The 25484-nt window shown below is 49.7% G+C and carries 22 protein-coding genes; 18 read left to right on the forward strand and 4 right to left on the reverse strand.

All coding sequences use genetic code 11. The annotated features are described in order from the left end of the window. The first annotated feature begins 1 nt into the window (after nt 1). The 3 genes from queA to yajC are packed head-to-tail and all read left to right on the forward strand — an operon-like array spanning nt 2 to nt 2548. On the forward strand, nt 2–1030 hold the full coding sequence (gene queA / locus A3848_RS17785) for a tRNA preQ1(34) S-adenosylmethionine ribosyltransferase-isomerase QueA (protein WP_074086253.1): 1029 nt from the start codon (nt 2–4) through the stop codon (nt 1028–1030). A gap of 21 nt (nt 1031–1051) precedes the next feature. Then, nucleotides 1052–2188: a tRNA guanosine(34) transglycosylase Tgt gene (tgt, locus tag A3848_RS17790; protein WP_074086254.1), complete on the forward strand. Its 1137-nt coding sequence runs from the start codon at nt 1052–1054 to the stop codon at nt 2186–2188. Nucleotides 2189–2233: 45 nt separating this feature from the next. Next, nucleotides 2234–2548: a preprotein translocase subunit YajC gene (gene yajC / locus A3848_RS17795; protein ID WP_074086255.1), complete on the forward strand. Its 315-nt coding sequence runs from the start codon at nt 2234–2236 to the stop codon at nt 2546–2548. 83 nt (nt 2549–2631) lie between these two features. On the opposite strand, the gene A3848_RS17800 is transcribed toward yajC, so the two are convergent. Beyond that, a complete protein-coding gene (locus A3848_RS17800) occupies nt 2632–3471 on the reverse strand; it encodes a phosphatase PAP2 family protein (protein ID WP_244169682.1) in 840 nt (279 codons plus the stop codon). 96 nt (nt 3472–3567) lie between these two features. Then, on the reverse strand, nt 3568–3960 hold the full coding sequence (locus tag A3848_RS17805) for a TIGR04086 family membrane protein (RefSeq protein ID WP_074086256.1): 393 nt from the start codon (nt 3958–3960) through the stop codon (nt 3568–3570). Nucleotides 3961–4251: 291 nt separating this feature from the next. On the opposite strand from A3848_RS17805, the gene A3848_RS17810 reads away from it, so the two are divergent. Continuing rightward, nucleotides 4252–5016 (forward strand): YetF domain-containing protein, encoded by a 765-nt coding sequence (locus tag A3848_RS17810; RefSeq protein WP_074086257.1) that lies wholly within the window; start codon nt 4252–4254, stop codon nt 5014–5016. 4 nt (nt 5017–5020) lie between these two features. On the opposite strand, the gene spoVB is transcribed toward A3848_RS17810, so the two are convergent. Then, nucleotides 5021–6625: a stage V sporulation protein B gene (gene spoVB, locus A3848_RS17815; protein ID WP_074086258.1), complete on the reverse strand. Its 1605-nt coding sequence runs from the start codon at nt 6623–6625 to the stop codon at nt 5021–5023. Nucleotides 6626–6800: 175 nt separating this feature from the next. On the opposite strand from spoVB, the gene A3848_RS17820 reads away from it, so the two are divergent. From A3848_RS17820 to A3848_RS17845, 6 genes are all read left to right on the forward strand, one after another. Next, a complete protein-coding gene (locus A3848_RS17820) occupies nt 6801–7055 on the forward strand; it encodes a post-transcriptional regulator (RefSeq protein ID WP_074086259.1) in 255 nt (84 codons plus the stop codon). A 216-nt stretch (nt 7056–7271) separates the two neighbouring features. Beyond that, the gene (gene secD, locus A3848_RS17825) at nt 7272–8522 is read left to right on the forward strand and encodes a protein translocase subunit SecD (RefSeq protein WP_074086260.1); all 1251 of its coding nucleotides are present in this window, start codon (nt 7272–7274) and stop codon (nt 8520–8522) included. Beyond that, nucleotides 8512–9414 carry a protein translocase subunit SecF gene (gene secF / locus A3848_RS17830; RefSeq protein WP_074086261.1) on the forward strand — a complete coding sequence of 301 codons (903 nt, stop codon included), beginning with the start codon at nt 8512–8514 and terminating at the stop codon, nt 9412–9414. Before secD ends, secF begins: the two co-directional genes overlap by 11 nt. 120 nt (nt 9415–9534) lie before the next feature. Continuing rightward, a complete protein-coding gene (locus A3848_RS17835; protein WP_074086262.1) occupies nt 9535–10497 on the forward strand; it encodes a cation diffusion facilitator family transporter in 963 nt (320 codons plus the stop codon). Nucleotides 10498–10525: 28 nt separating this feature from the next. Continuing rightward, the gene (gene recJ, locus A3848_RS17840) at nt 10526–12937 is read left to right on the forward strand and encodes a single-stranded-DNA-specific exonuclease RecJ (protein ID WP_074086263.1); all 2412 of its coding nucleotides are present in this window, start codon (nt 10526–10528) and stop codon (nt 12935–12937) included. A 79-nt stretch (nt 12938–13016) separates the two neighbouring features. Beyond that, a complete protein-coding gene (locus A3848_RS17845; RefSeq protein ID WP_074086264.1) occupies nt 13017–13535 on the forward strand; it encodes an adenine phosphoribosyltransferase in 519 nt (172 codons plus the stop codon). 102 nt (nt 13536–13637) lie between these two features. On the opposite strand, the gene uraA is transcribed toward A3848_RS17845, so the two are convergent. After that, entirely contained in the window at nt 13638–14948 is a 1311-nt protein-coding gene (gene uraA, locus A3848_RS17850; RefSeq protein ID WP_074086265.1) for a uracil permease, read from the reverse strand. Nucleotides 14949–15253: 305 nt separating this feature from the next. Between uraA and A3848_RS17855 the strand changes: the two genes are divergently transcribed. The 8 genes from A3848_RS17855 (at nt 15254) to A3848_RS17890 (ending at nt 25370) form a co-directional block, all read left to right on the forward strand. Continuing rightward, nucleotides 15254–17434: a RelA/SpoT family protein gene (locus A3848_RS17855; RefSeq protein WP_074086266.1), complete on the forward strand. Its 2181-nt coding sequence runs from the start codon at nt 15254–15256 to the stop codon at nt 17432–17434. Nucleotides 17435–17583: 149 nt separating this feature from the next. Next, complete coding sequence (gene dtd / locus A3848_RS17860; RefSeq protein ID WP_074086267.1) at nt 17584–18027, forward strand: D-aminoacyl-tRNA deacylase; 444 nt, start codon at nt 17584–17586, stop codon at nt 18025–18027. A 212-nt stretch (nt 18028–18239) separates the two neighbouring features. Further along, nucleotides 18240–18395, forward strand: a complete 156-nt coding sequence (locus tag A3848_RS32400; RefSeq protein ID WP_167374628.1) for a hypothetical protein — start codon at nt 18240–18242, stop codon at nt 18393–18395. A 224-nt stretch (nt 18396–18619) separates the two neighbouring features. Further along, nucleotides 18620–19066, forward strand: a complete 447-nt coding sequence (locus A3848_RS17870; protein WP_074086269.1) for a hypothetical protein — start codon at nt 18620–18622, stop codon at nt 19064–19066. 820 nt (nt 19067–19886) lie between these two features. After that, nucleotides 19887–21140 (forward strand): histidine--tRNA ligase, encoded by a 1254-nt coding sequence (hisS, locus tag A3848_RS17875; RefSeq protein ID WP_074086270.1) that lies wholly within the window; start codon nt 19887–19889, stop codon nt 21138–21140. A 76-nt stretch (nt 21141–21216) separates the two neighbouring features. Beyond that, entirely contained in the window at nt 21217–22995 is a 1779-nt protein-coding gene (gene aspS, locus A3848_RS17880) for an aspartate--tRNA ligase (protein WP_074086271.1), read from the forward strand. A 58-nt stretch (nt 22996–23053) separates the two neighbouring features. Further along, on the forward strand, nt 23054–23809 hold the full coding sequence (locus A3848_RS17885) for a tRNA threonylcarbamoyladenosine dehydratase (RefSeq protein WP_074086272.1): 756 nt from the start codon (nt 23054–23056) through the stop codon (nt 23807–23809). Between the two features lie 259 nt (nt 23810–24068). After that, nucleotides 24069–25370 (forward strand): NCS2 family permease, encoded by a 1302-nt coding sequence (locus A3848_RS17890; RefSeq protein ID WP_074086273.1) that lies wholly within the window; start codon nt 24069–24071, stop codon nt 25368–25370. Nucleotides 25371–25484: the final 114 nt, after the last annotated feature.

The raw sequence follows: 25484 nt of genomic DNA on the forward strand, positions 1-25484 counted from the left end.
CATGAATGTAGACGATTATGATTTTCATTTGCCGGAAGAACTTATAGCCCAGACTCCGTTGTCTGACCGCAGTGCGTCAAGGCTGTTGCTCGTGAACAAGGAAAATGGACAATTGGAGCATCGGCATTTTACGGATATACTGGAGCAATTTCAGCCAGGTGATACACTGGTTCTGAACGATACACGAGTGATTCCCGCCCGGCTCTTTGGCGTAAAGGAAGACACCGGCGCGAAGGCTGAGGTTCTGCTGCTGAAGAGTCTGGGGGAGGACCGCTGGGAAGCGCTGGTAAAGCCTGGTAAGAAACTGAAGACCGGAGCGGTGATTATTTTCAGTGATGAGCTTCGTGCAGTTATTGAGGACGAGGCTGATATGGGGGGACGGACGCTCCATTTCATCTATAGAGGGATATTTCAGGAGATTCTGGACAGGCTGGGAAGCATGCCGCTTCCGCCATATATCAAGGAGACGCTTGATGACCGCGAGCGTTACCAGACCGTGTATGCCAAGCATGAAGGTTCGGCCGCCGCACCGACTGCGGGTCTGCATTTCACCCGGGAGCTGCTGGAGCAAATCAAGGCTAAAGGCGTCACGATTGCGTATATTACGCTTCATGTCGGACTTGGAACCTTCCGGCCCATGTCTGTTGAGAAGGTCGAGGAGCATGTAATGCATGCTGAGTACTTTGTATTGTCTAAGGAGACAGCAGATGTGCTTAATGCTGCCAAAGCTAGGGGCGGACGAATCATAGCTGTTGGTACAACGTCCTGCCGGACACTGGAAACGGTGGGCAGACAATCTCAAGGCGGTCCAATTGAAGAGTGCAGCGGCTGGACGGATATTTTTATCTATCCCGGGTATAAGTTTACTGTCGTAAACGCATTGATTACCAATTTCCACCTGCCAAAGTCTACATTGGTAATGCTGGTTAGCGCTCTGGCCGGTCGGGAGAATATCCTTGCCGCCTATGAGGCTGCGATTGAGCAGCAGTACCGATTTTTCAGCTTCGGCGACGCAATGTTTATTTATTAAGCAAGAGGAAGGGTTAAACATATGGCAGCAATTACTTATGAACACATCAAGACCTGTAAACAATCGGGAGCGCGGCTCGGCCGGGTTCATACCCCTCATGGTGTAATTGAGACACCTGCATTTATGCCTGTGGGCACACTCGCTACCGTCAAAACAATGAGTCCAGAAGAGCTGAAGCAAATGGATGCTCACATTATTCTGAGCAACACATACCATCTGTTCCTCCGGCCAGGGCATGATATTATCCGTGAAGCTGGCGGCCTGCACAAATTCATGAACTGGGACCGGCCGATCCTGACAGACAGCGGCGGCTTTCAAGTTTTCTCACTGAGTGATATGCGTAAAATCACCGAAGAAGGTGTGCATTTCCGTTCCCATTTGAACGGGGATAAGAAATTTCTTTCGCCGGAAGTGGCGATGGAGATTCAGAATGCCTTGGGTTCCGATATTATGATGGCTTTTGATGAATGTCCGCCGTATCCGGCAGAGTATGATTACGTTAAAAAGTCACTCGAACGCACCTCGCGCTGGGCTGAAAGATGTCTGAAAAGCCATGCCCGTCCTGAGGACCAAGGGCTGTTCGCCATTGTTCAAGGGGGCATGCATGAGGATTTGCGGCGCCAGAGCGCAGCTGATTTGACTTCCATGGATTTCCCGGGGTATGCTATTGGAGGACTCAGCGTCGGAGAGTCCAAGCAGCTTATGTATGAAGTGCTGGATTATACGGTTCCACTGCTGCCGCAAGGAAAACCGCGTTATTTAATGGGCGTGGGGTCACCGGATGCGCTGCTGGAAGGATCGATCCGCGGAGTAGACATGTTCGACTGTGTTCTGCCTACGCGTATAGCCCGCAATGGAACAACAATGACCAGTCAGGGAAGACTCGTAGTACGAAACGCACAGTATGCACGTGATTTCGGGCCGCTTGATCCGGAATGTGACTGCTATACCTGCCGGAATTATTCCCGTGCTTATTTGCGCCATCTGATCAAAGCCGACGAAACATTCGGCTTGCGGTTAACGACATACCATAATTTGCACTTCCTGCTGGAATTGATGCGTAAAGTGCGTGAAGCCATCAGGGAAGATCGGCTGCTTGATTTTCGCGATGAGTTTTTTGCACAATACGGATTATATGATAATCTCAAAGGCTTTTAGTACAACTGGATTGTGCTTTATTGTTTTTTGAAAGGGGGGAGAATTATGGTACAGCAATTTCATTTTGCAGCAGCTTCAGGGAGCGGAAGCATTCTGGGTCTCGTAGGCCCATTCGTGCTGATGTTTGTGGTATTCTATTTCTTGCTGATTCGTCCACAGCAGAAGAAGACCAAAGCGCGCAACGGAATGTTGAAATCTTTGAAAAAAGGCGATAAGGTAGTAACTATTGGTGGCCTTCACGGCACGATCATGGAAATTTCCGATGATATCGTGGTCTTACGGGTAAATGATGTAACCAAGCTGACCTTCGACCGGGGCTCCATCAGCCACTCTGTTGTTGAAGTAGAAGACAAAGAGTAGTTTATTAAAGTAAAAGGTACATAAAAGCGGCGTCCTCTTAATTAAGAGTGACGCCGCTTTTTTATTATGTGAGACCAAGTTAATTAGCGGAGTTCAGTTGCACGGCTGCGGACAGCCAGTTTGCCTTCTCCGCTGCGTAGGGTCAACTTGGCAAGCTGAACAGCAACAGTAGTCGATACAACGGCCAGTATTGTGCCGCCAAGCATGTCGGTCAGCCAATGAATGCCCAGGTAGAATATGCCGAACACAATGATGACCGCTGACACGGTGGTAATTGCCATCCAGCGGCGATTGCCGGAACGGAAGGCGAGCAGTGCTGTTGATACAGAAATCGCTGTGTGCAGGCTTGGAAAACAGTTGTTCAGTCCTGAGAGAGGTCTGTATTCCTGCTCAAACTTCGGGAAAACATCCAGCATGGTAAAGCGGACACCCGCCGGAACGTAGGACCAGACCTCGTTCACCGGAAAGTATAGATAAAACGGAATGGCAATTGCATAATTCAGAATAATCGTATAGCAAGTCGCATAGAGCATCACACGGTTCTTATCCAGCAGATAAACGCCGAGTGAAGCGGCCAGGACGGATTGAAGCATGAAGATATAGAAGAAAACAATAATCGGCGTCAGCCAGGGCATAAAGAACAGATGCTGTAAATCCCTCACAAAATGGCCTTCAAGCCCAAAGACGAAAGAGGTGTAATCAGAAGTGAGATGTAGCTTCCTCTCAATCTGCAATTCGTATTTATTCAGAGCCAGCACACCGAACATACCTGCAACCAGCAGTAGGAATTTATAAGAGTGCAGAAGTTCTCTTCCGATCTCAACAAAAGCCAGCAGAGGATTGCGGAGGGCACTAAGCCACATCAATACAGCAACAATGACAACTGTGTACAGCATTACATAATTCATGGATTGGTAAAGCAAAACAATCGAAGCCTCCTTGATCCCGTATGAAGTCATATAAATTCAGTTTACCATATTTTAAGGAGTGGGATTCGATTTTTTGCAAAATTAAATTATTTAGGATTTATGCAAATTAACCCCAAACATTCCGCCGAATGCTGCGATGCCTGCTGCACCCAGTATCCATAAGCAGTCTTTGCCGGCAGGTGCGCTGTCCAGTGCCAAAAAACCAATCAGTAATATAATTATTCCGTAGAAAGCTCCCGTAATTCCACCATGATACCAGCCCCTGCTCGATGATCTCCGTCCTGCGGTCAATCCACCGAGGGCGGCAGCAATACCGTGGACAATATAGGTGTACATGGTAAGATCCTGTTCTTCCAGTCCGCTTCCCCACAGGAATAGGGATAGGACAACCGCGCCCAGCAGCATCCACAGGAAGGATTGGCATAAACCGGATAATACAGGACTCGATATTCTCCACGAGAACAGTCGCCGGATGAGATACATGGTACAACCTCCTAATTGTTTTTTGAGCAATACACCCCGACTCAGCTGTGAAAAAACTGCTCCGGAAGCATATGCTAAGTTTTTTGAGCAATACAATACGCAAGAGATTTATTACTAACTATTGTATGGGGAGGCTTGCCCCAATAGTACAAGAATGGTCATGAAGCCTTTTTTACCATTAATTAATAAACCGTCTTCCGAATGTTCCCTTAGCTGAGGGGTCAGAATAGGGGTACATTAATCTGCCCTCACATCAGGCGGGGGTGAATATGGAAGGGGAGCGAAGAGAATATGTTCCAGCATATTTCTGCCCATATTTTTCTGACTGTGCTGATGTATATCTTCATTTTCCTGTGCATGCGGATTATGGGTAAACGGGAGATCGGCAAGCTCTCGGTATTTGATTTGACAATCTCCATTATGATTGCCGAGATTGCTGTCTTCTCCATTGAAGATATAGAACGGCCGATTTATGATGGTCTGGTACCAATGGCAACACTGGTGCTGATTCAGATTCTAGCCGCGCAGCTAAGCCTAAAGAGCAGAAAGCTCCGGCTGCTGATCGACGGCAAGCCAAGCATTTTGATTTCGGATGGCAAGCTGCACCGTGGTGAGATGCGTAAACAGCGGTATAACATTGACGATCTGATGCTTCAGTTAAGGGGCCAGAATATCGATAGTCCGGCAGATGTGGAATTTGCCATTCTGGAAACGAGCGGTCAGCTCACTGTAATCGAAAAAAATAAGGGCGTATCTTCCAGTAATCAAAGTGGTAATAGCAGTTCTGCGGCTGAAACGGGACAGCGTAACGGGATTTCTGAAGGGAATACTTCAGATAGTGTGAAGCTGCCAAGCCATAAAATCAGGTATGAAGGCTTGCCGATTCCGCTTATTATGGACGGTAAGGTTCAGGACCAGAATTTGGAGATGATCGGCAAGACACGATTCTGGCTGAGAACCCAGATCCGTCAAAAGGGTGCCTCGGATTTTCGGGATGTGTTCCTATGCTCCATCGACCATAAAGGCAAAATATATGTAGACCGTTTGCTTCATTGAATGTTCAGCGCCATTTTTTAAAAAAAGGCACCCGGTCCAGATCATGTACGGAGATTAAGCCGGATAACAGACAAATTCCAAAGTAGAGGGCCATTCCGCTTCCTGCGGCTAACATGAATTGGATCCACTCTGCGGACGCGATTGGCACAGAGGTATAGATATAAGACATCCCTGCAGCCATAATGATCATTGCGGCAAACGTTTTGAGCGGATCAGCCAATCTCAGTGATAATGATATTAGCTTGACTACGCTGATCCCGTGCAGAAGAGTCACCAGAATACTATTGGCAATAATGGCGATAATTGCCCCGTAGATTCCATACTCCGGCTGTGAGGCCAGTCCGAGAATCAGTAAAATTTTGATCACCGCTCCGATCAGGGTATTAATTAATGCCCTGCCCGGGCGTTCCATCGCTTGGAGGGCCGCTTGAAGAGGGGCTTGGACATATAAAAACAAGGCGAAAGGGGCCATCATCCGCAGCATTGGCGCTGTATCGGCATTACCGTACATTAATGTACATAACGGTACAGCAAAAATGTACATTATTGCGGCAAAAGGCGCACCGGTCACCATGGCCAGGCGTAGCGCCTGATGCATTCGTTTGTGAATCGTGGGCAGATCATGCCGGGCCGCAGCCTCAGATAAGGAAGGGACGAGAGACACGGCCAGTGAAGAGCTGAGTACCCCAGGCAGCAGCAGCAAGGGGATAACCATCCCCTGGAGGGAGCCGTACTGGGCGGTGGCAGCAGCAGTGGCGATTCCGGCAAGCGCGAGGCTGCGGGCAGTGATAATGGACTCCAGCAAATAGGAGAATGAACCGACAAGCCGTCCCGCAGTGACAGGAACCGAAATTCTTATCAACCTTTTGAAAATGGAAAGATCCTTAGTGGAAGGGCTTGGATTTGGATGCAGCTTCATTTCCGGCATAGAAACAGCAGGGTTTGCAGCAGGAGATATGCCCGCGTTCTTGTCCTTTTTTACGATAAAATAATATTGCCACAGAAGCGCCAGCATACCGACGATTTCTCCTACAGTCACACCCAGCATGGCTCCAGCTGCCGCATAAGCGATCCCTCTCGGAAGCAGAAGCCAGGAGAACCACAGCATAAATACAATCCGGACCACTGATTCCAGCACTGAGGACAACGCAGAGGGGATCATGTTCTGCCTACCCTGAAAATAACCTCTGTAGATTGCAGATACGGCCACAATGGCGATCATGGGTGTCATGCTTACAAAGGTGTAATAGACACGGCTGTCTGTCAGAATCACATTCGAAACCCATGAGGCCCCGAACAGGGCAAGCATTGTGAAAAAAACACCCAGTCCCAGACTAAGGGCGAGCCCGGTATGCAGAATCCTTCGGGATTCCTCCGGGCGTCCTTCCCCTTCGGCTTCAGCAACCATTTTGGCAATTGCCAGCGGGATCCCTCCTGTGATAATGGTAACCAGCACAATGAAAAACGGATAACCGAGCTGATAGAGACCTACGCCCTCGGCGCCGATCACACGCGGTAAAATAATTCGCGGAATAAAACCGAGCATCCGGTTAATAATGCCTGCGGCCAGCAGTATCAAGGTTCCTTGAATAAAGCTCTGTTTCCTCAAAGGGCACTCCTTCTTCCCAAAGTAGTCTCTCCTACATTGATATGCGGCAGGTGGGGTTTTCCATGACAAGCTTTAGTTGTGACAACTTTTCAGCCGGAAGAAGGAAACAAGGAAATATGGTCGAATACATACTTGTGAACATGCATAAGCGAGCGATCTTTGGAGGTGTCAACACGTGGAATCGGAACAATGGAATTACGAACAGCTTAGTGATGAAATCGAAGCCATGTGCCGCAGTAAAGCGGAGGAATTCCGGCTCCTCGGCTATGAATATGTGAAGGGCAAGGATATTTGGGATTGCGTCAGCCGCAATTATGCCAAGGAAGGCAGACCTGCCCTGCATAAGCTGGTGAATGATATCTATTCACTCAAGGCCAATAGTTATATGAACTATCTGACTATTGCCGCTTATCGCGGTTTGAACGGATAAAAGGAACGATTTGCTTTTGCAAACGGGTACTGGAAACGTTAAAGTAAGAGAAGAGCAATTCAGCATTTCCTATCAAAAACGGATGGCTTGCCGCTTGAGCAGAGCCGGCCGTTTCTTTGTGTGATATTTGTACCGTCATTCCTGCCTGAATTGACGGTGATTTCGCACGTAGCTATAATAGGAATATTGAGTAATGAAAGGGGAACTAGCAAGAGCATGAAGAGAATGTTGAGCTTTATTATTACCGTGCTCGTATTGACAGGGGTCATGGTGTTTACCACTCCCGGGCTGCTGGACAAGGTCCGTCTGGGTCTTGACCTAAAAGGCGGCTTCGAGATTCTGTATCACGCGGAGCCGATGGAGGCGGGTGCAGAATTATCTCGTGCTTCACTCCAAAAGACAGCAGAGAGCCTGGAAAAACGGGCCAATGCCCTCGGAACAAGTGAGCCTGAGGTTACTACTGAAGGAACGGACCGCATCCGTCTGAAGATCGCGGGCGTTACCGACGAGGCCGAAGTCCGCAAGAAAATGAAAGAGCCTGCTGTTCTTACTTTCCGTAGTGCCGCTCCAGGCGATGCTGTGGGAACCTACAGCAAGATTGAGCTTGTGGGCAGTGATTTTGTAGAGGGTGCGGCAGATGTTCAACGCGACAAACTGAACCGGCCGGAAATCAGCATTAAGGTCAAAGATAAATCCAAATTTGCTGAGATTACCAAACGTCTGATCGGTCAGAAGCTTGTGATTTATCTTGATGACAGAAAGCTGTCGGATCCTGATGTCAATATGGAAATTCCCGATGGAAATGCTTCGATCTCAGGCAATTATACGCTGGATAAAGCCCGTGAACTGGCTGATACGATTAACCTCGGTGCCTTGCCGCTTAAGCTGACAGAGAAATACTCCCAAAGCGTAGGCGCAACACTTGGTAAACAGTCTCTTGACCAGACGGTGAAAGCCGGACTTGTGGGTTCCGTAATTATTCTGATCTTCATGATCGGTATGTACCGCTTGCCGGGCGCTCTGGCCAGCTTCGCGCTGATCCTTCATACCTGGCTGCTAATTGCGGTGTTCGTCATTGCCGACTTCACCTTGACTCTCCCCGGTATCGCCGCATTCATTCTCGGTATAGGGATGGCGGTTGATGCCAATATCATTACCAATGAACGGATAAGGGAAGAAATGCGCAGCGGCAAGAGCATATTATCTTCTGTCAAAGCAGGGAACAAAACCTCTTTCCGTACGGTAATGGATGCGAATGTAACCACTATTATTGTAGCGGCTGTAATGTTCGCTTTTGGTACCGGTGCGGTCAAAGGTTTTGCACTGATCCTGATTGTGGAAATTGTGCTTAGTATCGTAACGAACCTTTATTTTGCCCATTGGCTGCTTACCGTGCTGGTCAAAGCCGGTGCGCTGAAAAAGCCGAAGCAATTTGGGGTAAAGGAGAGTGACATCCGTGCGCTTTAAGAAAGAGCTTGATTTTGTACATTTGAGCAGATTTTTCTATATTTTTTCCATTGCTATTACAGTTGCAGGTCTAATCTTTCTGGCAACAATGGGCTTGAACTACAGTGTTGATTTCAAAGCCGGGTCCAATGTTGATGTGGCAATGTCGAAGAACATCACACTGGAACAGCTTAAGCCCGCTCTAAATGGTCTTGGAATCTCGAACGAACCGCAGATCACATTGGGCGAGAAACGCGTAAATATCCGCTACGATAAGGAACTTGACAATACCCAGGATGAGGCATTAAAGGCCGCGATTTCGAAGCTGGATGATAAAGCCTCCTTCGAGGTCAATACGGTGGATACCGAAATGGCCAAAGAGCTGGCGCGCAATGCCATTTATTCTGTGCTCCTTTCCTGTCTGGGGATTATCATTTATGTAAGTATCCGTTTTGAATGGCGTTTTGCCTTGGCTGCGATTGTGGCGCTTATCCATGATGCGTTTATCGTCGTTTCCGTATTCTCTATTTTCCGTTTGGAGGTCGATTTGACTTTCATTGTCGCGGTCCTGACCATTATTGGTTATTCGATCAACGATACGATTGTTATCTTTGACCGGATCCGAGAGAATCTGCGGTTCGGCAAGCAGAAAACATATGAGGATCTTAAGTTGCTGGTCAACAAAAGTGTGTCCCAGACCCTTATGCGGTCCCTGTATACAGCATTTACGGTGTTTATTGCCGCGTTTTTCCTGCTTATTCTCGGCGGAGAATCAATCAAAATGTTCTCCCTTGCGATGGTTATCGGGTTGCTCTCTGGAGCATATTCATCCATCTTTATCGCAAGTCCGCTCTGGCTGCTGCTGAAGAAGCGCCAGAAGTCGGCTGGAAAGAGCAATCCGGCAAAGGCCTAAAGTCAGGTACACTTGAAAAGCCGCGTCAAAGACGACGCGGCTTTTCGAAATCTTTGGAGTGGAATGTCAGGCCAAGCAGTCATCATGAGATTACTTGCTAGTGGTAAGGAGGAACTCGTAATGTATGACAAACAATCACCACCAAGTGATAAAGTTGTCTGGACCGGAGTTGCCGGTGATCTTGCATTGGCGGTAGCCAAAGGGACCATTGGTTATGTCTCGGGCAGCAAAGCATTAATTGGTGATGCATTATATTCGGGGTCGGATGCAGCCGCCAAGCTGGCAGAGATTCTACCGCTTCCATGGCGGACAGTGCGGGATCAGAAGAATAGAGCAGCTCAGCGCAATCAGGAGAGCAATAAAGGGCCGATTATAGCCATTCTTTTTTCAGTACTTATTCTAATGGGCGGGCTTCAAATCGCCTTCTCAGCGATTCGTGATCTGACCAGAGGACATTTGTCAGCACCAGAACAAACCGCGCTTGTCGCCGTGCTCATCTCCATTGTTATGAAAGAGGCCATTTTTCAGTACCAGTACCGTTATTTCAAAAAAAAGGGCGATGGCAGCCATGCTGCATATGCAGATAACCACCGCTTCAGTCTATATACTTCAATTACTGTAGTTATCGGGATTTCCTTAGCGATGGCTGGCGGATCTTTAAACTGGCATCCATTGTTATATATGGACCCGATTGCAGCACTGTTAACCGGATGTTTTATTATCCGCAAAGGGTTTTCGCTGATCACTGCTTCTGTATATGGTAAGAAACTTCAGGAGCTTCCTTCCGAAGAAGCAGCCAACTTCATTGAAACGGTACAGCGGGTGCATGGCGTGATCCGGGTAGAATATTTGCAGGCATTGGAACAAGGAAGTTATGTAAATCTCCAGGTCAAAATTAGCGTGAATCCGCGTATTACGGTTATGGAAGCCCAGGATATTTCGGAATGCGCCAGAAAGCTTCTGCAGCACCGTTTTGTGCATGTAGGCGAGGTTCATATGGATGTTGTACCGTATGATCCGGGTTATCCTTACAAAAGCAACCATGAGCTTGTGGACAATGAAATCCCAACGTTGCTTCAATAGCTGCTACGGGAGAGAAAGGTGAAATCTATTGCTTCATTCAAAAACAAGATGGCAATCTCCGGCAGCCGATCCTGATGAAGTTCGGGATTTGGCCCGGACTCTTTCGGTTTCTCCACTCCTGTCGTCGCTGCTTGTGAAGAGAGGAATGAACACGCCGGACAAGGCGCTTATGTTCATGGAAGGCGGAGACCAGGAAGGGCATGATCCCTTTCTGCTTAAGGGGATGACCGAAGCGGTACCCCGGATTAGAAAGGCTCTACAAGAAGAAGAGCATATCCTTGTATATGGCGACTATGATGCGGACGGAGTGTCCAGTACTGCGCTGATGATCTATCTGCTGCGCTACCTGGGCGCTTCTTTTGATATTTATATTCCGCACCGCGCAAATGAAGGCTACGGATTGCATAATCATGCGTTGGATTGGGCGAAGCAGCAAGGAGTATCGCTTATCATCACGGTAGATACTGGTATTAGTGCCTATCATCAAATTGCATACGCTAGCAGGCTTGGGATGGATGTGATCGTTACGGATCACCATGAACCGCCGGAGCTTTTGCCTGAAGCTTATGCGCTGATCAATCCCAAGCTGCCAGACTGCCCTTATCCGTTCAAAGGGTTGGCTGGTGTAGGGGTGGCCTACAAGCTGGCTCAGGCACTGCTTGGGGACGAGGTGCCTGAGGAGTGGAGCGAGATCGCTGCGATTGGAACAGTCGCTGACTTGATGCCTCTTCTGGACGAAAACCGCAGTATTGTTCGTAGAGGCCTCTCCAGCATGCGGAACTCACCATTCCCTGGAATACGTGCCCTGCTTGGGGTTAGCGGGATAACGATGGATACAGTCAGTGCAATGAATATTGCTTTTGGCATGGCTCCGCGAATCAATGCTAGTGGACGGCTGGATCACGCTGGACGCGCTGTTACTCTGCTGACTACAGAGCAAACGGATGAGGCAGAGAAGCTTGCCGGAGAGCTGGATCTGCTGAACAAAGAACGCCAGCTGGTTGTAGAGAGAATTGTGACCGAAGCCACTGCTATGCTGGAACTACAGGTTCAGAAGGACAAGTTGCCTGATATTATAGTGCTTGCCCATCAGGGGTGGAATGTAGGGGTAGTAGGCATAGTGGCCTCCAAGCTGCTGGAACGTTATTATCGCCCTGTGATTATTCTGGATATTCACCCGGAGACAGGTATGTGCAAGGGTTCGGCCCGATCTATTCCCGGCCTGGATATCTATGAAGCCTTAGCCTCCTGCGCGGACTTAATGGATCATTTCGGGGGACATCCGGCTGCGGCCGGGATGAGTCTGCATCAGGAAAAAATTGAGGATTTTGCAGCGGCTCTAAATGATTATGCTGCGAAGGTACTGAAGCCGGAGCACTTTCTGCCGGTGACTTCAGCAGATGAAGAGACGGCCATTGCTGATTTGTCCCTGCAGGCTGCACTTGAACTGGACCGGCTGGCTCCATTTGGAATGGCCAACCCGGTGCCGAAATTCATTGTTCGTGGTGCTGCGGTGAAGGAGACCCGAAAGATGGGGCAGGAAGGCAAGCATCTAAAGCTTGTCCTCCAGCAGGGCAACCATACCATTGAAGTGGTTGCCTTTGGCAAAGGAGGGCTTGCTGAACTGCTCCCGGATGGAACGCTGATCGACATTCTGGCTGAGCTGTCGGTCAATGAGTGGAATGGCTCACGGAAACCGCAGCTCATGCTGCAGGATCTGTCGGTGCCCAGTCCGCAGCTCTTTGACCTTCGCGGTGCAGCCGATGCGGTGAAGCAAGCCTCACAGCTTACAGAACTCCTGCAGCCCTATTGTGGTGGTGAGCCGCTCAGAACAGCTGCTGTATTCCAGAACAGCCGCTTGTCGCCAATGAGCGCGCTCCAAGGCATGTCACTATGGGTATATGATGAGGATGCTGGTATAACACCAGTTCGGCATGAACCGGCAGTTTCAGAAGACACACAGGTATCTCTACTATGCCTGCTAGATATGCCGGAAACACCGGAGCAGCTGGATGCGTTGTTCGCCGCTTTCCCCCATGTGGATAATATTGCCTTACTGCATTCGATCAGGGATGGCCGGGACCGGCTGCAGATGCCGACAAGAGACCACTTCAAAGTGCTATATAAATCATTGGCTGCGCTTGCAGCAGCTCCAATACCCGAGCATGAACTGCTGCTTCGGCTCACCCGGCAGTCTTCCATGGGGATGCGAATGCTGGCCAAAATGCTCGATGTATTCGAGGAGCTTGATTTTATCGAGCGTACTTACGGGAATGTTACCTTTGTTACGCAGCCCGCCGCCAAGAGTCTTACTGCTTCACAGCAATTTGTGAGACTGGGTCAGACTGCGGAAATGGAACGCTATTTCATGGAAAGCAGCCGCAGCGAGCTGCAGGAGTGGATGCTGTCCCGCCGCCCGGATGTATCCCGGGTGGGATAAGTCAAATGCTTTCCGAACCGGGTTAATTCGAAGTCAATTCAGTGAGGTAACGCTCACAAACTTTTGAGGAGATGATAGTGTGGATTTTAAAGACAGTATTCGTGTGATTCCGGATTTCCCGCAACCGGGCATCAGCTTCAAAGATATTACTACTTTGCTTAAGGATGGCGAAGCTTACCGCCGGGCGATTGATGAGCTGAAGGCTCTGGTATCACATCTGCAGATCGACGTGATTGCCGGTCCAGAGGCCCGTGGATTTGTGGTTGGCGCCCCCCTTGCTTACGCGCTGGGTGTCGGTTTTGTACCGATCCGCAAAAGCGGCAAGCTGCCGTATGAAACGATTGAGGTAGGGTATGATCTGGAATACGGTAAAGACACGCTGGCGGTTCACACGGATGCGGTCAAGCCTGGACAAAACGTACTTATTGCTGATGATTTGCTGGCAACGGGAGGCACCATTGCCACTTCGGTCAGCCTGATCGAGCAACTGGGCGGCAATGTGGTCGGAGCGGCCTTCCTGATCGAATTGACCCAGCTTGCCGGACGGAATAAGCTCTCCGGTATCGGGGTTCATTCGCTCCTTACCTACGAAGACTAATTAAAACCAGTGTTCTTTTCCCGGGAAATAAAAAGCGGACTGCTGTCGATTATAGACAGCAGTCCGCTTTTTTATAGAGTATATTTATCGTATTAATTATTGTTAATGTGCTGTTTTGTCACTGCTCTGTTCATTGGATAAGCCGAGTACTTCAATTAATTTGAATAGCAGGGACAGAACCATGCCGACAATGGTTGCTAGCGCCATACCTTTAAGCACTACACCGCCAATAGTAAGTGAAATACCACTAATGCCGACCACAAGGACCAAAGTAGCCAGAATCATGTTGGTTGCTTTAGAGAAATCAACTTTTTGCTCGACAAAGATGCGCAGACCGGAAGCCGCGATGACACCGAACAGCAGCAGTGAGACGCCACCCATAACAGGCTGCGGGATATTGGCAATAATAGAGGAGAATGTTCCGGAGAACGAGAGCAGAATTGCAATTACTGCTGCGCCGCCGATCACATAGACCGAATATACTTTGGTCAGCGCCATAACGCCGATATTTTCACCATAAGTCGTATTTGGGGTAGAACCGAAGAAGCCGGAAAAAATAGTGGAAATCCCGTTGCCCATCAGTGAACGGTCCAGCCCGGGATCTTTGGTCAGGTCTTTGCCGACAATGTTGCTGGTAACGAGTAAGTGGCCAATGTGCTCCACAATGACTACAAGGGAGACTGGAATAATGGTCAGGATAACCTGCCAGTCAAAGGAAGGGGTAATAATGGTGGGGTGGGAAAAGAAATGCGCTTTTGAGATTGCGTCTGTATTCACCACTTGCATAATATAGGCCAGAACATAACCGGTTACGATACCGATGAGGATATGAATGATTTTGGGGAAGCCGCGGAATAGCACTGCGCCAATGACAGTTACGCCCAGAGTTACCATGGAAAGGGTGATAGCTTTGGTATCAGGGGTCCAGTCGGTCACACTCACGCCTTCAGGGGCAATCAGTCCAGCCATGCGCGCCGCTACGGGTACCAGTTCCAGTCCGATGGTTGCTACGATAGCGCCCATAACCGCCGGAGGAAATACCACATCAATCCAGCCGGTTCCGGCATAACGGACGATCAATGCGACTAGAATGAAAATAACCCCTGTAACGATAAAAGCACCCAGAGCAAGCGAATATCCATGCTGGTGATCCGCCTGGTGTTTATCCAATACGCTAAGCACCGGTGAGATGAAGGCAAAGCTTGATCCGAGGTATGCTGGGATTTTGCCGCGGCAGATCAGGATGTACAGCAGTGTGCCAATACCGTTCATCAGCAGGATCATGCCGGGGTCTACCCCGAACAGATTAGGGACAAGCACCGTGCTGCCGAACATGGCGAACAAATGCTGAAGGCTCAGCAGAAAGCCCGGGCCCCAAGGGAGCTTTTGGTTAACTTGAATTTCGCGTTGCAATGGTATTCACTTCTCTTTCATGTCTAATTTATGTGAGGTTCCAAAAAACCGCCTTTACTAGATTAAATAGAACGGCGTCTTTTTACAACAACATTTTTGCAAGTGCCACGAAATTGTCTATTCTTGATACCATTCATTACCCGGATGCCACGCTATGGCAAGTGTTGACGTAATCCATCACAAGCGTCATAATTATAGACAACTTTACACTGCGGGTAGCGCAGATTTGAAACATATGGAACCTGCAAATTCAGCGAGCGCTTGCGGGTTCATTTTATTATAGAAAGGAAACGGATACGACGAGAATGGGCATAGAGCAATTAACCGAAAAGGCCGGCGCCTATATAAAAGAAAAAGATCTTCTCCGCATCCGGGAAGCTTATGAATTTGCCGATCAGGCTCATCACGGGCAGGTTCGGAAATCGGGGGAGCCATACATTCTGCATCCGCTCGCGGTCGCAGATATTGTCGTCAATATGCAAATGGATGTCATTTCCATTATTGCAGCGCTGTTGCATGATGTTGTAGAGGATACGACCGTTTCCCTGGAGCAGATCCGTGAGAAATTTGGCGATACCTGCGCGATGCTGGTAGACGGACTGACCAAGCTGGAACGGATTCGTTTCCGCTCCAAGGAAGAGCAGCAGAACGAGAACTACCGCAAGATGTTCATCGCCATGGCTCAGGATATCCGGGTCATTGTAATCAAGCTGGCAGACCGTCTGCACAATATGCGTACACTTAAGTACCAGTCGGAAGAAAGCCAGCGACGTATTTCTTATGAAACGCTGGAGATTTTTTGTCCCATTGCGGACCGGCTGGGGATTTCTGCGATCAAATGGGAGATGGAGGATATTGCCCTCCGGTATCTGAACCCGCAGCAGTATTACCGTATTGCTAACCTGGTCCACAAGAAACGTGCAGAACGGGAGCAGTTCATCGATAGCGTTATCGGCCGTATCCGTTCCAAACTGGACGAAATGGGCATCGAAGGCGATCTTTCGGGCCGTCCGAAGCATATTTACAGCGTGTATAACAAGATGAGTACGAAGAACAAGCAGTTCAATGAAATTTATGATTTGCTTGCCATCCGCATTATCGTCGACAATATTAAGGATTGTTATGCCACACTCGGCATTATTCATACTCTTTGGAAGCCGATGCCTGGCCGTTTCAAGGATTATATTGCCATGCCCAAAGCAAACATGTACCAGTCGCTGCACACCACCGTGGTGGGTCCGGGCGGAGAACCGACTGAAGTGCAAATCCGCACATGGGAGATGCACCGTACGGCTGAGTTCGGGATTGCGGCCCACTGGGCTTACAAAGAAGGCAGCGGTAATAATGTCAATCCGGAGAACCGTATGCCATTTTTCCGCGAGATTCTGGAGCTCCAGCATGAGGCGAAGGATGCCGAGGAGTTTGTAGAATCACTCAAGATGGACTTTTTCTCCGATCTCGTATTTGTGTTTACCCCTAAGGGTGAGGTTGTAGAGCTCCCGGCAGGTTCTGTACCGCTTGACTTTGCCTTCCGGATTCATACAGAGGTGGGGAACCGGACGATCGGCTCCAAGGTGAACGGGCGTATTGTGCCGCTGGACCATAAGCTGAAGACCGGGGATATCGTGGAGATTCTAACCTCGAAGAACTCTTACGGCCCGAGCCGTGACTGGCTGAAGATTGCCCAATCCTCTCATGCCCGCAGCAAGATCAAGCAATGGTTCAAGAAGGAGAAACGCGAGGAGAACGTTGAAAAGGGCCGGGAAGCGATTGAGCGTGAGCTGAAACGTCTGAACGTGGAAGTTTCGGATTGGCTCACGGAAGACAAATTGTCGGAAGTGGCCAAAAAATTCGCGTTCAATGATGTAGAAGATATGCTCTCGGCAGTGGGATTTGGCGGAATTACCGCCGCCCAAATTGCTTCCAAGCTTACAGAGAAGCTGCGTAAGGAACAGGAAGAAGCAGCCGGCCATCTGGAGCTAACTTCCCAAATGAAAGAAATCAAATCAAGTGGGGAGAAGCGCAATCAGCCGACCAACGGAGTACGTGTAAAAGGCATTGATAATCTTCTTGTGCGTTTTGCGCGATGTTGCAATCCGGTACCAGGCGACGATATTATCGGCTATGTGACCCGCGGCCGCGGCGTTTCCGTCCATCGTGAAGACTGCCCGAATATTCCTGCCGAAGGGGATGGCGAAGAATCGGCACGGGTGATCGAAGTGGATTGGGAAGGCAGCATGGAGGCCAACTATAGCGTGGATATTGAGATTACCGGCCATGACCGGAATGGACTTCTCAATGAAGTGCTGCAGGCCGTGTCGGAGAGCAAGACGAATATCTCGGCTGTCACCGGACGAAGCGACAAGAACAAAATGGCGATGATTCATATGACGATTCTGATTCGCAACACCGATCATCTGCAGTCTGTGGTCGATAAGGTGAAGCGGGTCAAGGATGTATACACAGTAAACCGGATTATGCAGTAGACATCCATGCCGCTCTTTCGCGGTACTTCAGACGATGAGGTTTCATAGATGGTGCCCTCCATTTGGCTTCGCCAAATTCGAGGCTTTCATAACAATGTCCTCCGTTCGGACATCGTTATTTCAGGATAGGGCAAGGAGCTGAAAGGCTAATGAGAGTTGTAGTGCAGCGCTGCAAGGAAGCCAGGGTGAGCGTAGACAGTGCTGTGACCGGAGCCATTGGTGAAGGCCTGATGCTGCTGGTCGGCGTTACCCATGAGGATACAGAGAAGGACGCCAAGTATTTGGCAGATAAAATAGCCGGACTTCGCATTTTTGAGGATGAGGCCGGTAAAATGAACTTCAGTGTCACCGATACAGGAGGAGCTATATTATCCGTGTCCCAGTTCACGCTATATGGGGACTGCCGCAAAGGCCGCCGTCCGAACTTTATGGCCGCAGCTGCGCCTGCCGAGGCAGAGCGGCTATATGATTACTTTAATCAAGAGCTGAGAGCCGGAGGGCTGCAGGTGGAGACCGGTGTCTTCGGCGCTATGATGGATGTGTCGCTGACCAACTGGGGGCCGGTAACGCTTCTGCTCGACAGCCGTGGCTAATCCTTAGTATCAAAATGAACCACAGAACAATAGGTATTGAATGATCCAAAGTGTCATACGAAGTTCCGTAAGGAATTGGCGTGAGGCACTTTTTTTGTTTTTGTAAAGGAATCTGGTTTCATGGGCCCCCCCTTCTTTCGTACGGATAGACCCTACTTGGGCTGGATAAACTAGAAGGGATCGAGTATATGCAGATAGCGGGGAATCAGGTCATGAGACAATCAGAAAAGTCGCGGAGCTGGAGCAGCATTCCTGCATGCAGTGCAGGCTGCTGTGCTGAAGCTATGGCGGCAGCCAAGGGTTCCGATGATTATAGAGAACCTCAAGTGTTAAAAGGAAACAGCCGCAGTCTTTTGCCGCGCACCTGAGGATTAGGGAGTGCGGTTTTTCCTGTGTGTGTCTTCAGTTCACAGCTTCGTTCTTGAAGGTAAATATCCCGGAGTTGTACCCGGGTCGTTAGAAAGCCTGTTAATGCGGGTAATAGAAAGACGAAGACGAAGACGAAACTTATTGCATCCATCTGTAATGGTCCGCAAATCCTGATCAGTGCCAGGAATTCAGTGATCTTACCATTCATAAGGAGGGAACGACCATGAGTACAAGAATTCAGGCGTATTTCAGAACCGAAAGTGAAGCGGAAGGTGCGAAGACAGCTTTGATCCCTTACGGTGTGGAAGGCATAGAAGTATCTCCATTAACAGATCCTCTGGACAAAGGAGACCACCGCAGCCGTAATATTCTGCTGCCGCTGGTGCCTTACAACAATTCATCCATGGCCGGGGGGGCTTTTGGGGTTGCAGGCGCGACAGGTTCGCTTTCTGGAGCGGCCATCGTACCGGGCATCCGGGTGGACGATGATCTGGACGACAACACAGATGCACGTAGTGCCGGTGATGTACGCAGCGGATCGGATGCAGATGACCGTAATTTGGACGATCTGCATTATGTGATGGCCCTCAAGGTACCTGAAGAAAAGCATAATGAGGTCGTTGAGGTTCTGCGCGGCAAACATGCCTTTGTGGAGATTTTTGAAGATTAATGTAGGTTCAGGCTAACGGTCTCCGGACAAGAGCGTGATTAGGGAAAGAAGGTTGCTGAACATCTGAAAGGCTCCGTAACCCTTCGTAAAGGGCTTGCGGAGTTTTTTTATTGGTTAATACCCAAAATATGTACTATATCTCTAGACAGAGAATAATGTTGTAGTGTAAAGTGATTTGTGGGCAAGAATTGGGGAATGTCCTGGGCAATAGAACGCTTTCTTTTCTGTAATGTAACCGTAATATTCCATTCATGATTCCTTAATATAGCGTGTTTATAATAGAGGCATGACCCCCTTTTTTATAATATATGATGATGGACCTGCAGCAATCGGCTGCAGGTCATTTTTTTTTACCCGCGTGTCCAGAGGCATATAGAGAGGATGTATTTTGTTCCATGCCTTGACTTTAGCGCAGTGGTTCAGTAGAATCTAACAATATACGATATGTTATAGTGTTTTGATGACGGGACCAAGTAATCCGTAACCCACAACCCCAGAGAAGAATCCCCGCTGAATCAGTGTAGTCCATTAGAAGGATTAACACACTGTTTACGCGCTGGCTGTAAGGATTCTGTTGATGAACGGATGAATGACTTCCCCGAGAACGCACGGCGAAAGCAGGCAATCACAGGATTGCCGCAGGTCAGTAGCCGGAGCGCGTAGGCGGGCGTTAACCGCTTAGAGCGGGTTTAGGGATGGTTATCCTGAATCCGGAATGTGGGTGGTACCACGGGTGAATTATTGGTTATGATAATCCCTCGTCCCTGTTTGTAACAAACAGAGACGAGGGATTTTTTGTTATTTTCAGGAGGGATTGGCTGTGGCAAAGGAAAGATTTGAGAAGCCTACGGGCACGCAGGATGTGCTTCCGGGTGCAGTGGAGAAATGGCAGGTTGTTGAGAGCAAGGCGAGAGATCTCTGCCGGCGGTTCAATTACCGTGAGATCCGCACACCGATGTTCGAGCACACAGGGCTCTTTGAACGCGGCGTGGGGGAAACAACAGACATCGTGGAAGGTGAAATGTACACCTTCAAGGATAAGGGAGACCGCGATCTGGCGCTTCGTCCGGAAGGAACAGCCGGTGTAGTGCGTGCCTATGTTCAGAACAAGCTGTATGGTGAACCGGATGTCAGCAAGCTGTACTATATCGGACCTATGTTTCGTTACGAACGGCCGCAGGCAGGAAGATACCGCCAGTTCCACCAGTTTGGTATTGAAGCCTTTGGAGCGGTAGACCCGGCTATTGACGCGGAAGTAGTATCTATGGGCTATCAGTTCTACAAGGATCTGGGACTGAAGGATGTAAAGGTGGAGCTGAATTCTGTAGGGAATGCGCCCAGCCGTGCGGCTTACCGCGAGAAACTCCTGAACTTCCTGCGGCCAATGCGGGATACCCTGTGCAGTGACTGTCAGCGCCGGATGGAGCGCAATCCGCTGCGCGTGCTGGACTGCAAGGTGGACCAGGATAAATTTGGCGGCGCACCATCCATTCTCGATAGTCTGGATGAGGAGTGCACCACACATTTTGAGCAGGTCAAAGCACATCTGGATGTTATGGGTGTTGAATACAGTATTAACCCCCGTCTTGTACGTGGTCTCGATTATTACACGCATACCGCGTTTGAATATAAAGCGGCTGGTATCGGCTCGATTGATACTGTTGGCGGCGGCGGCCGTTACAACGGTCTGGTGGAAGAAATCGGCGGGCCGGATCAGCCGGGCATCGGCTTTGGAATCGGATTGGAGCGGATTCTGCTGATTCTGGAGAATCAGGGTGTAGAACTGGAGCCAGCCAAGCCGCTGGATGTGTATTTTGTCGCTCTCGGGGAAGCTGCAGACATGGAAATTACAAAGCAGCTGTTCACGTTGCGAAGCCTGGGGTACTCTGCGGAACGGGATTACCTTGGACGCAAGATGAAGGCGCAGATGAAATCGGCAGACCGTATGAATGCACGGTATACAGCGATTCTGGGCGAAGATGAGCTGAGCAGCGGCGTCATAGCCCTGAAATCGATGGAAACAGGTGAACAGCGGACTGTAAGGCTGGAAGACCTGGCAGCATCACTGACTTAGGATTGACATGGATAGGAATGCACAGCAATTAATGAGACCAAATAGGTATTTTAACCATAAAGGGGTAGGATAAATTATGAGTAGAAGTCATAACTGTGGACAGCTGACATTAGGGCATATTGGCGAGACGGTAACACTGAACGGCTGGGTGCAGACCCGCCGCGATCTGGGGGGCGTGCTGTTTATCGACCTGCGCGACCGCAGCGGAATTGTGCAAATCGTGTTCAACCCGGACTACTCCGGTGAAGCGCTGCAGACTGCTGACAAGGTTCGCAGTGAATATGTGCTGTCCGTTACAGGCAAAGTTGTGAAGAGAGATGAAGAAACCATTAACCGCAATCTGCCTACCGGCGAGATTGAAGTACAGATTACAGAAATCGAAGTACTGAATGCAGCCAAGACTCCACCATTCTTCATTGAAGATGGAGTGGAAGTCGATGAGTCCCTCCGAATGAAATACCGTTACCTCGACCTGCGCCGTCCGGAAATGTACAAGACCATGCTGCTCCGTTCCAAAGCGGCCAAAATCTTCCGCGACTTCCTGGACAGCGAAGGTTTTATCGATATCGAAACCCCAATACTGACCAAAAGCTCCCCGGAAGGCGCACGTGATTATCTGGTGCCAAGCCGGGTGCATGACGGTGAATTCTTCGCGCTTCCGCAGTCGCCGCAAATCTACAAGCAGCTGCTGATGGTTGGCGGCATTGAACGCTATTACCAAATGGCCCGCTGCTTCCGTGATGAGGACCTTCGCGCGGACCGTCAGCCGGAATTCACCCAGTTCGACATCGAGACCTCATTTATGCCTCAGGACGAACTCCTGTCCATGATGGAATCGCTGATGCAGCGTCTCCTGAAAGAAACAATTGGCGTAGAAGTCTCCACTCCGTTCCAGCGCCTGACCTATGCCGAAGCTATGGGCAAATATGGCTCCGATAAGCCGGACCTGCGTTTTGGTCTCGAACTGGTAGAAATGAACGATATCGTAGCCGCCAGCGGAGTGAAAGTGTTCGCCTCTGTCATTGAAAAGGGCGGAGAAGTGAAGTGCCTCAACGCCAAAGGCTGCGGCACCTGGACCCGTAAGGAAATCGATGACCTGGGACCTTATGCTGCACGTTACGGCGCGAAGGGCCTGGCTTGGATTCAAGTAAAAGACGGCGAGTTCAAAGGCCCAATCGTCAAATTTTTCACGGAAGAAGAGATCGCTGCTGTGAAGGAGCGCACAGGCGCTGAAGAAGGTGACCTTCTGCTCTTCTCGGCTGACAATAAGAAAGTTGTGGCAGATGTTCTTGGGGCGTTGCGCCTGAAGATCGGCCGCCAGCTTGGCTTGATCGATGACAGTGTATTCAAATTTGCCTGGGTAACTGAATTCCCGCTTCTCGGCTATGATGAAGACCAAAAGCGTTATGTAGCGGAACACCACCCGTTCACCCGTCCTATGGACGAAGACCTGCATTTGTTCGACACAGATCCTGGTGCTATCCGCGCGCAAGCCTATGATATTGTACTTAACGGCTATGAAGTCGGCGGCGGCTCGCAGCGTATATACAAGCGCGATGTTCAGGAGAAAATGTTCGATGCCCTTGGCTTCACAACAGAAGTAGCCTATGAGAAATTCGGTTACTTGATGGATGCCTTCGAATACGGCACGCCTCCGCATGGCGGAATCGCGTTTGGGTTCGACCGTCTGATTATGCTGCTGGCAGGCCGTACCAATCTCCGTGAAACAATTGCTTTCCCAAAAACAGCAAGTGCAACCGATTTGCTGATGGATGCACCTGCACCGGTAGACGCTAGTCAATTGGAGCAGCTTCATATTAGACTGGCTCCTAAGCCAGACAAAGAAAAGAAATAAATCATTTTGAAGTTCTGTAAGCTTATGCTTACAAAACTTTGATAGGAGGCTGTACGTTATGCTGCATCAGTTCTCACGTACGGAGCTGGCTATTGGACCAGAAGGTCTGGAGATCATGAAAAATAGCACAGTGGCAGTGCTCGGGATCGGCGGTGTGGGTGCTATGGCTGTTGAAGCTCTAGCCCGCACCGGAATCGGCCGGATTATCCTGATAGACAAGGATACGGTAGATATCACGAATATCAACCGCCAGATCCATGCACTGACCACAACCGTTGGCCAGAACAAAACGGATCTGATGGTGGAGCGCATCAAGCTGATCAATCCGGAATGCGAAGCGATTGCGCTGAACATGTTCTATACGGACGAAACGTATGAGGAGCTGTTCAAGTATAATCCTGATTTTGTAATCGATGCTTCGGATACCATTATCTATAAGATTCATATCATCAAGGAATGCCTGGCCCGGGGAATTCCGATGATTTCAAGCATGGGCGCAGCCAACAAAATGGATCCAACCCGTTTTCAGGTGGCTGACATTTCAAAGACCAGCATGGACCCGATTGCCCGTGTCGTACGCCAGAAGCTGCGCAAGGAAGGTATCAAGAAAGGCGTTAAGGTTGTGTTCTCAACGGAAGAACCGGTGAAGCCGCGTGAGGATGTTACAGAACAGATTGTTCCCGCCAATGCGCCGGACCGGCGCAAAGCCAAACAACCTCCGGCCAGCAACTCGTTTGTGCCCCCGGTCGTTGGTCTCATTATGGTTAGTGTCACCGTACGCGACTTGCTGGAGGCAGGCGGCATCACTGTATAAGAAACGCTGATTGTGAAGGATGACCGCAAGGTACTAGGGGATGAATGATTTGTAGAACAAAGGGCGTACAGCCGCCATCCGGCTGTTTACGCCCTTTTATTGAAATATAAGAATTTATATGTTTCATGCTATAAATTATCCTTATATTTCTCGCTGTAACGGATACCGTCCTTAAAAGGACGGCGAAGCCGTTTCCACTTGCGGTTTATTAATGCAACAGAGGCTTACCCGTGATTCAATGATTAGTGGAGGTTTTTTTATGAAATCGAAGGTTTGGCGAAATAGTGTAGGCCTGGAGCCGGGCGACAACTGGAAAAGGGAACTCTCGGCAGGTATTCTGTCCTATTTTGCTTCTGTATATATTGTGATGGTCAACGCGGCAATTCTGCATGATGCAGGGATGCCGCTGCGGGCAGGGATGGTGGCAACACTGCTGACGGCAGTTGCAGGCTGTCTCCTGATGGCCTTTGGTGGCAAAACGCCGATTATAGTGGTGCCGGGTATGGGCATCAATGCTTTTTTCACCTATACGCTGGTGCATTCCATGAAGCTGGACTGGCGTGAAGCGCTCGCAGTAGTAGTCGTAACAGGAGTGCTGTTCGCCATTGTGGCATTTACCTCGCTGTACCGGATTTTAAGCGATGCGATTCCCCATAATTTGCAGCATGCGATTACGGTCGGGATCGGGCTGTTTCTGACGTTTATCGGTCTGCAAAAAAGCGGCATCGTTATTGCCCATCGCACGACCTTTGTCGCCATCGGCCACTTTAGTAATCCGGCTGTTATCACCTCCTGTGTGACTCTTATTCTTGCGCTGGTGCTGTTCATCCGTGGTACAAGGGGCGGACTGCTGATCAGTATGCTGACAGGTACGGGGCTGGCTTACCTGCTGGGGGCGGCACATGCACCGGAAAAGGCAGATTCAGGGCATATTTTTGCTGGATATGGTGATGTGTTTGTCGGAATGGACTGGAGCCGGGGGATCAGCCTGGTCTTCTGGATCGCTGTATTCCTACTGCTGCTGATTGTCGTGTTTGAAAATATCGGACTCATCTCGTCCCAGACGCTGATGGCAGGCCGTCCGGAGCGCTTCAAAAGCAGCCTCCGTGCGCTATCCATCGCTAATATCGCTGCCGGACTGTTCGGCAGCAGCCCTGTGGTTGCGGCTGCTGAATCTACGGCAGGGATTGCTGCAGGCGGCCGCTCCGGCCTGACCTCACTGGTCACAGGCCTCCTGTTCAGTGCCACGTTTCTCTTCATTCCGCTGCTGGCCTACGTGCCGGACAGCGCCATTGCGCCGATTCTGATTGTCATCGGCGGCCTGATGGTGCAGAGTGTACGCGAGATGGATCTCAGCGACTTGACCGAGCTGTTCCCCGCATTCCTGATTATGGTGATGATTCCGTTCACCTACAGTATCGTGGACGGTATGGCTTTTGGTTTCATCACCTATCCGATTGTGAAGCTGGCTATGGGCAAAGGCAAAGAGGTTCCGCCCGCGCTGTATGGCATCGCCGGTTTGTTTGTGGCTAACTTTGTGCTGCATGCTTTGATGGGATAGGTCTATTCCAAGCAGAAACGGACCCCGCTTCTGCTTGGTTCAAAAGGGATGGTATTCCAGAATCTGTTGTGATATGATGAATATCCTTTTTGTGTGAGTGAAGCCAGTCTTGCA

Origin of the sequence: Paenibacillus sp. P32E (assembly GCF_001909085.1) — a bacterium.
GTDB lineage: Bacteria > Bacillota > Bacilli > Paenibacillales > Paenibacillaceae > Paenibacillus_AQ > Paenibacillus_AQ helianthi.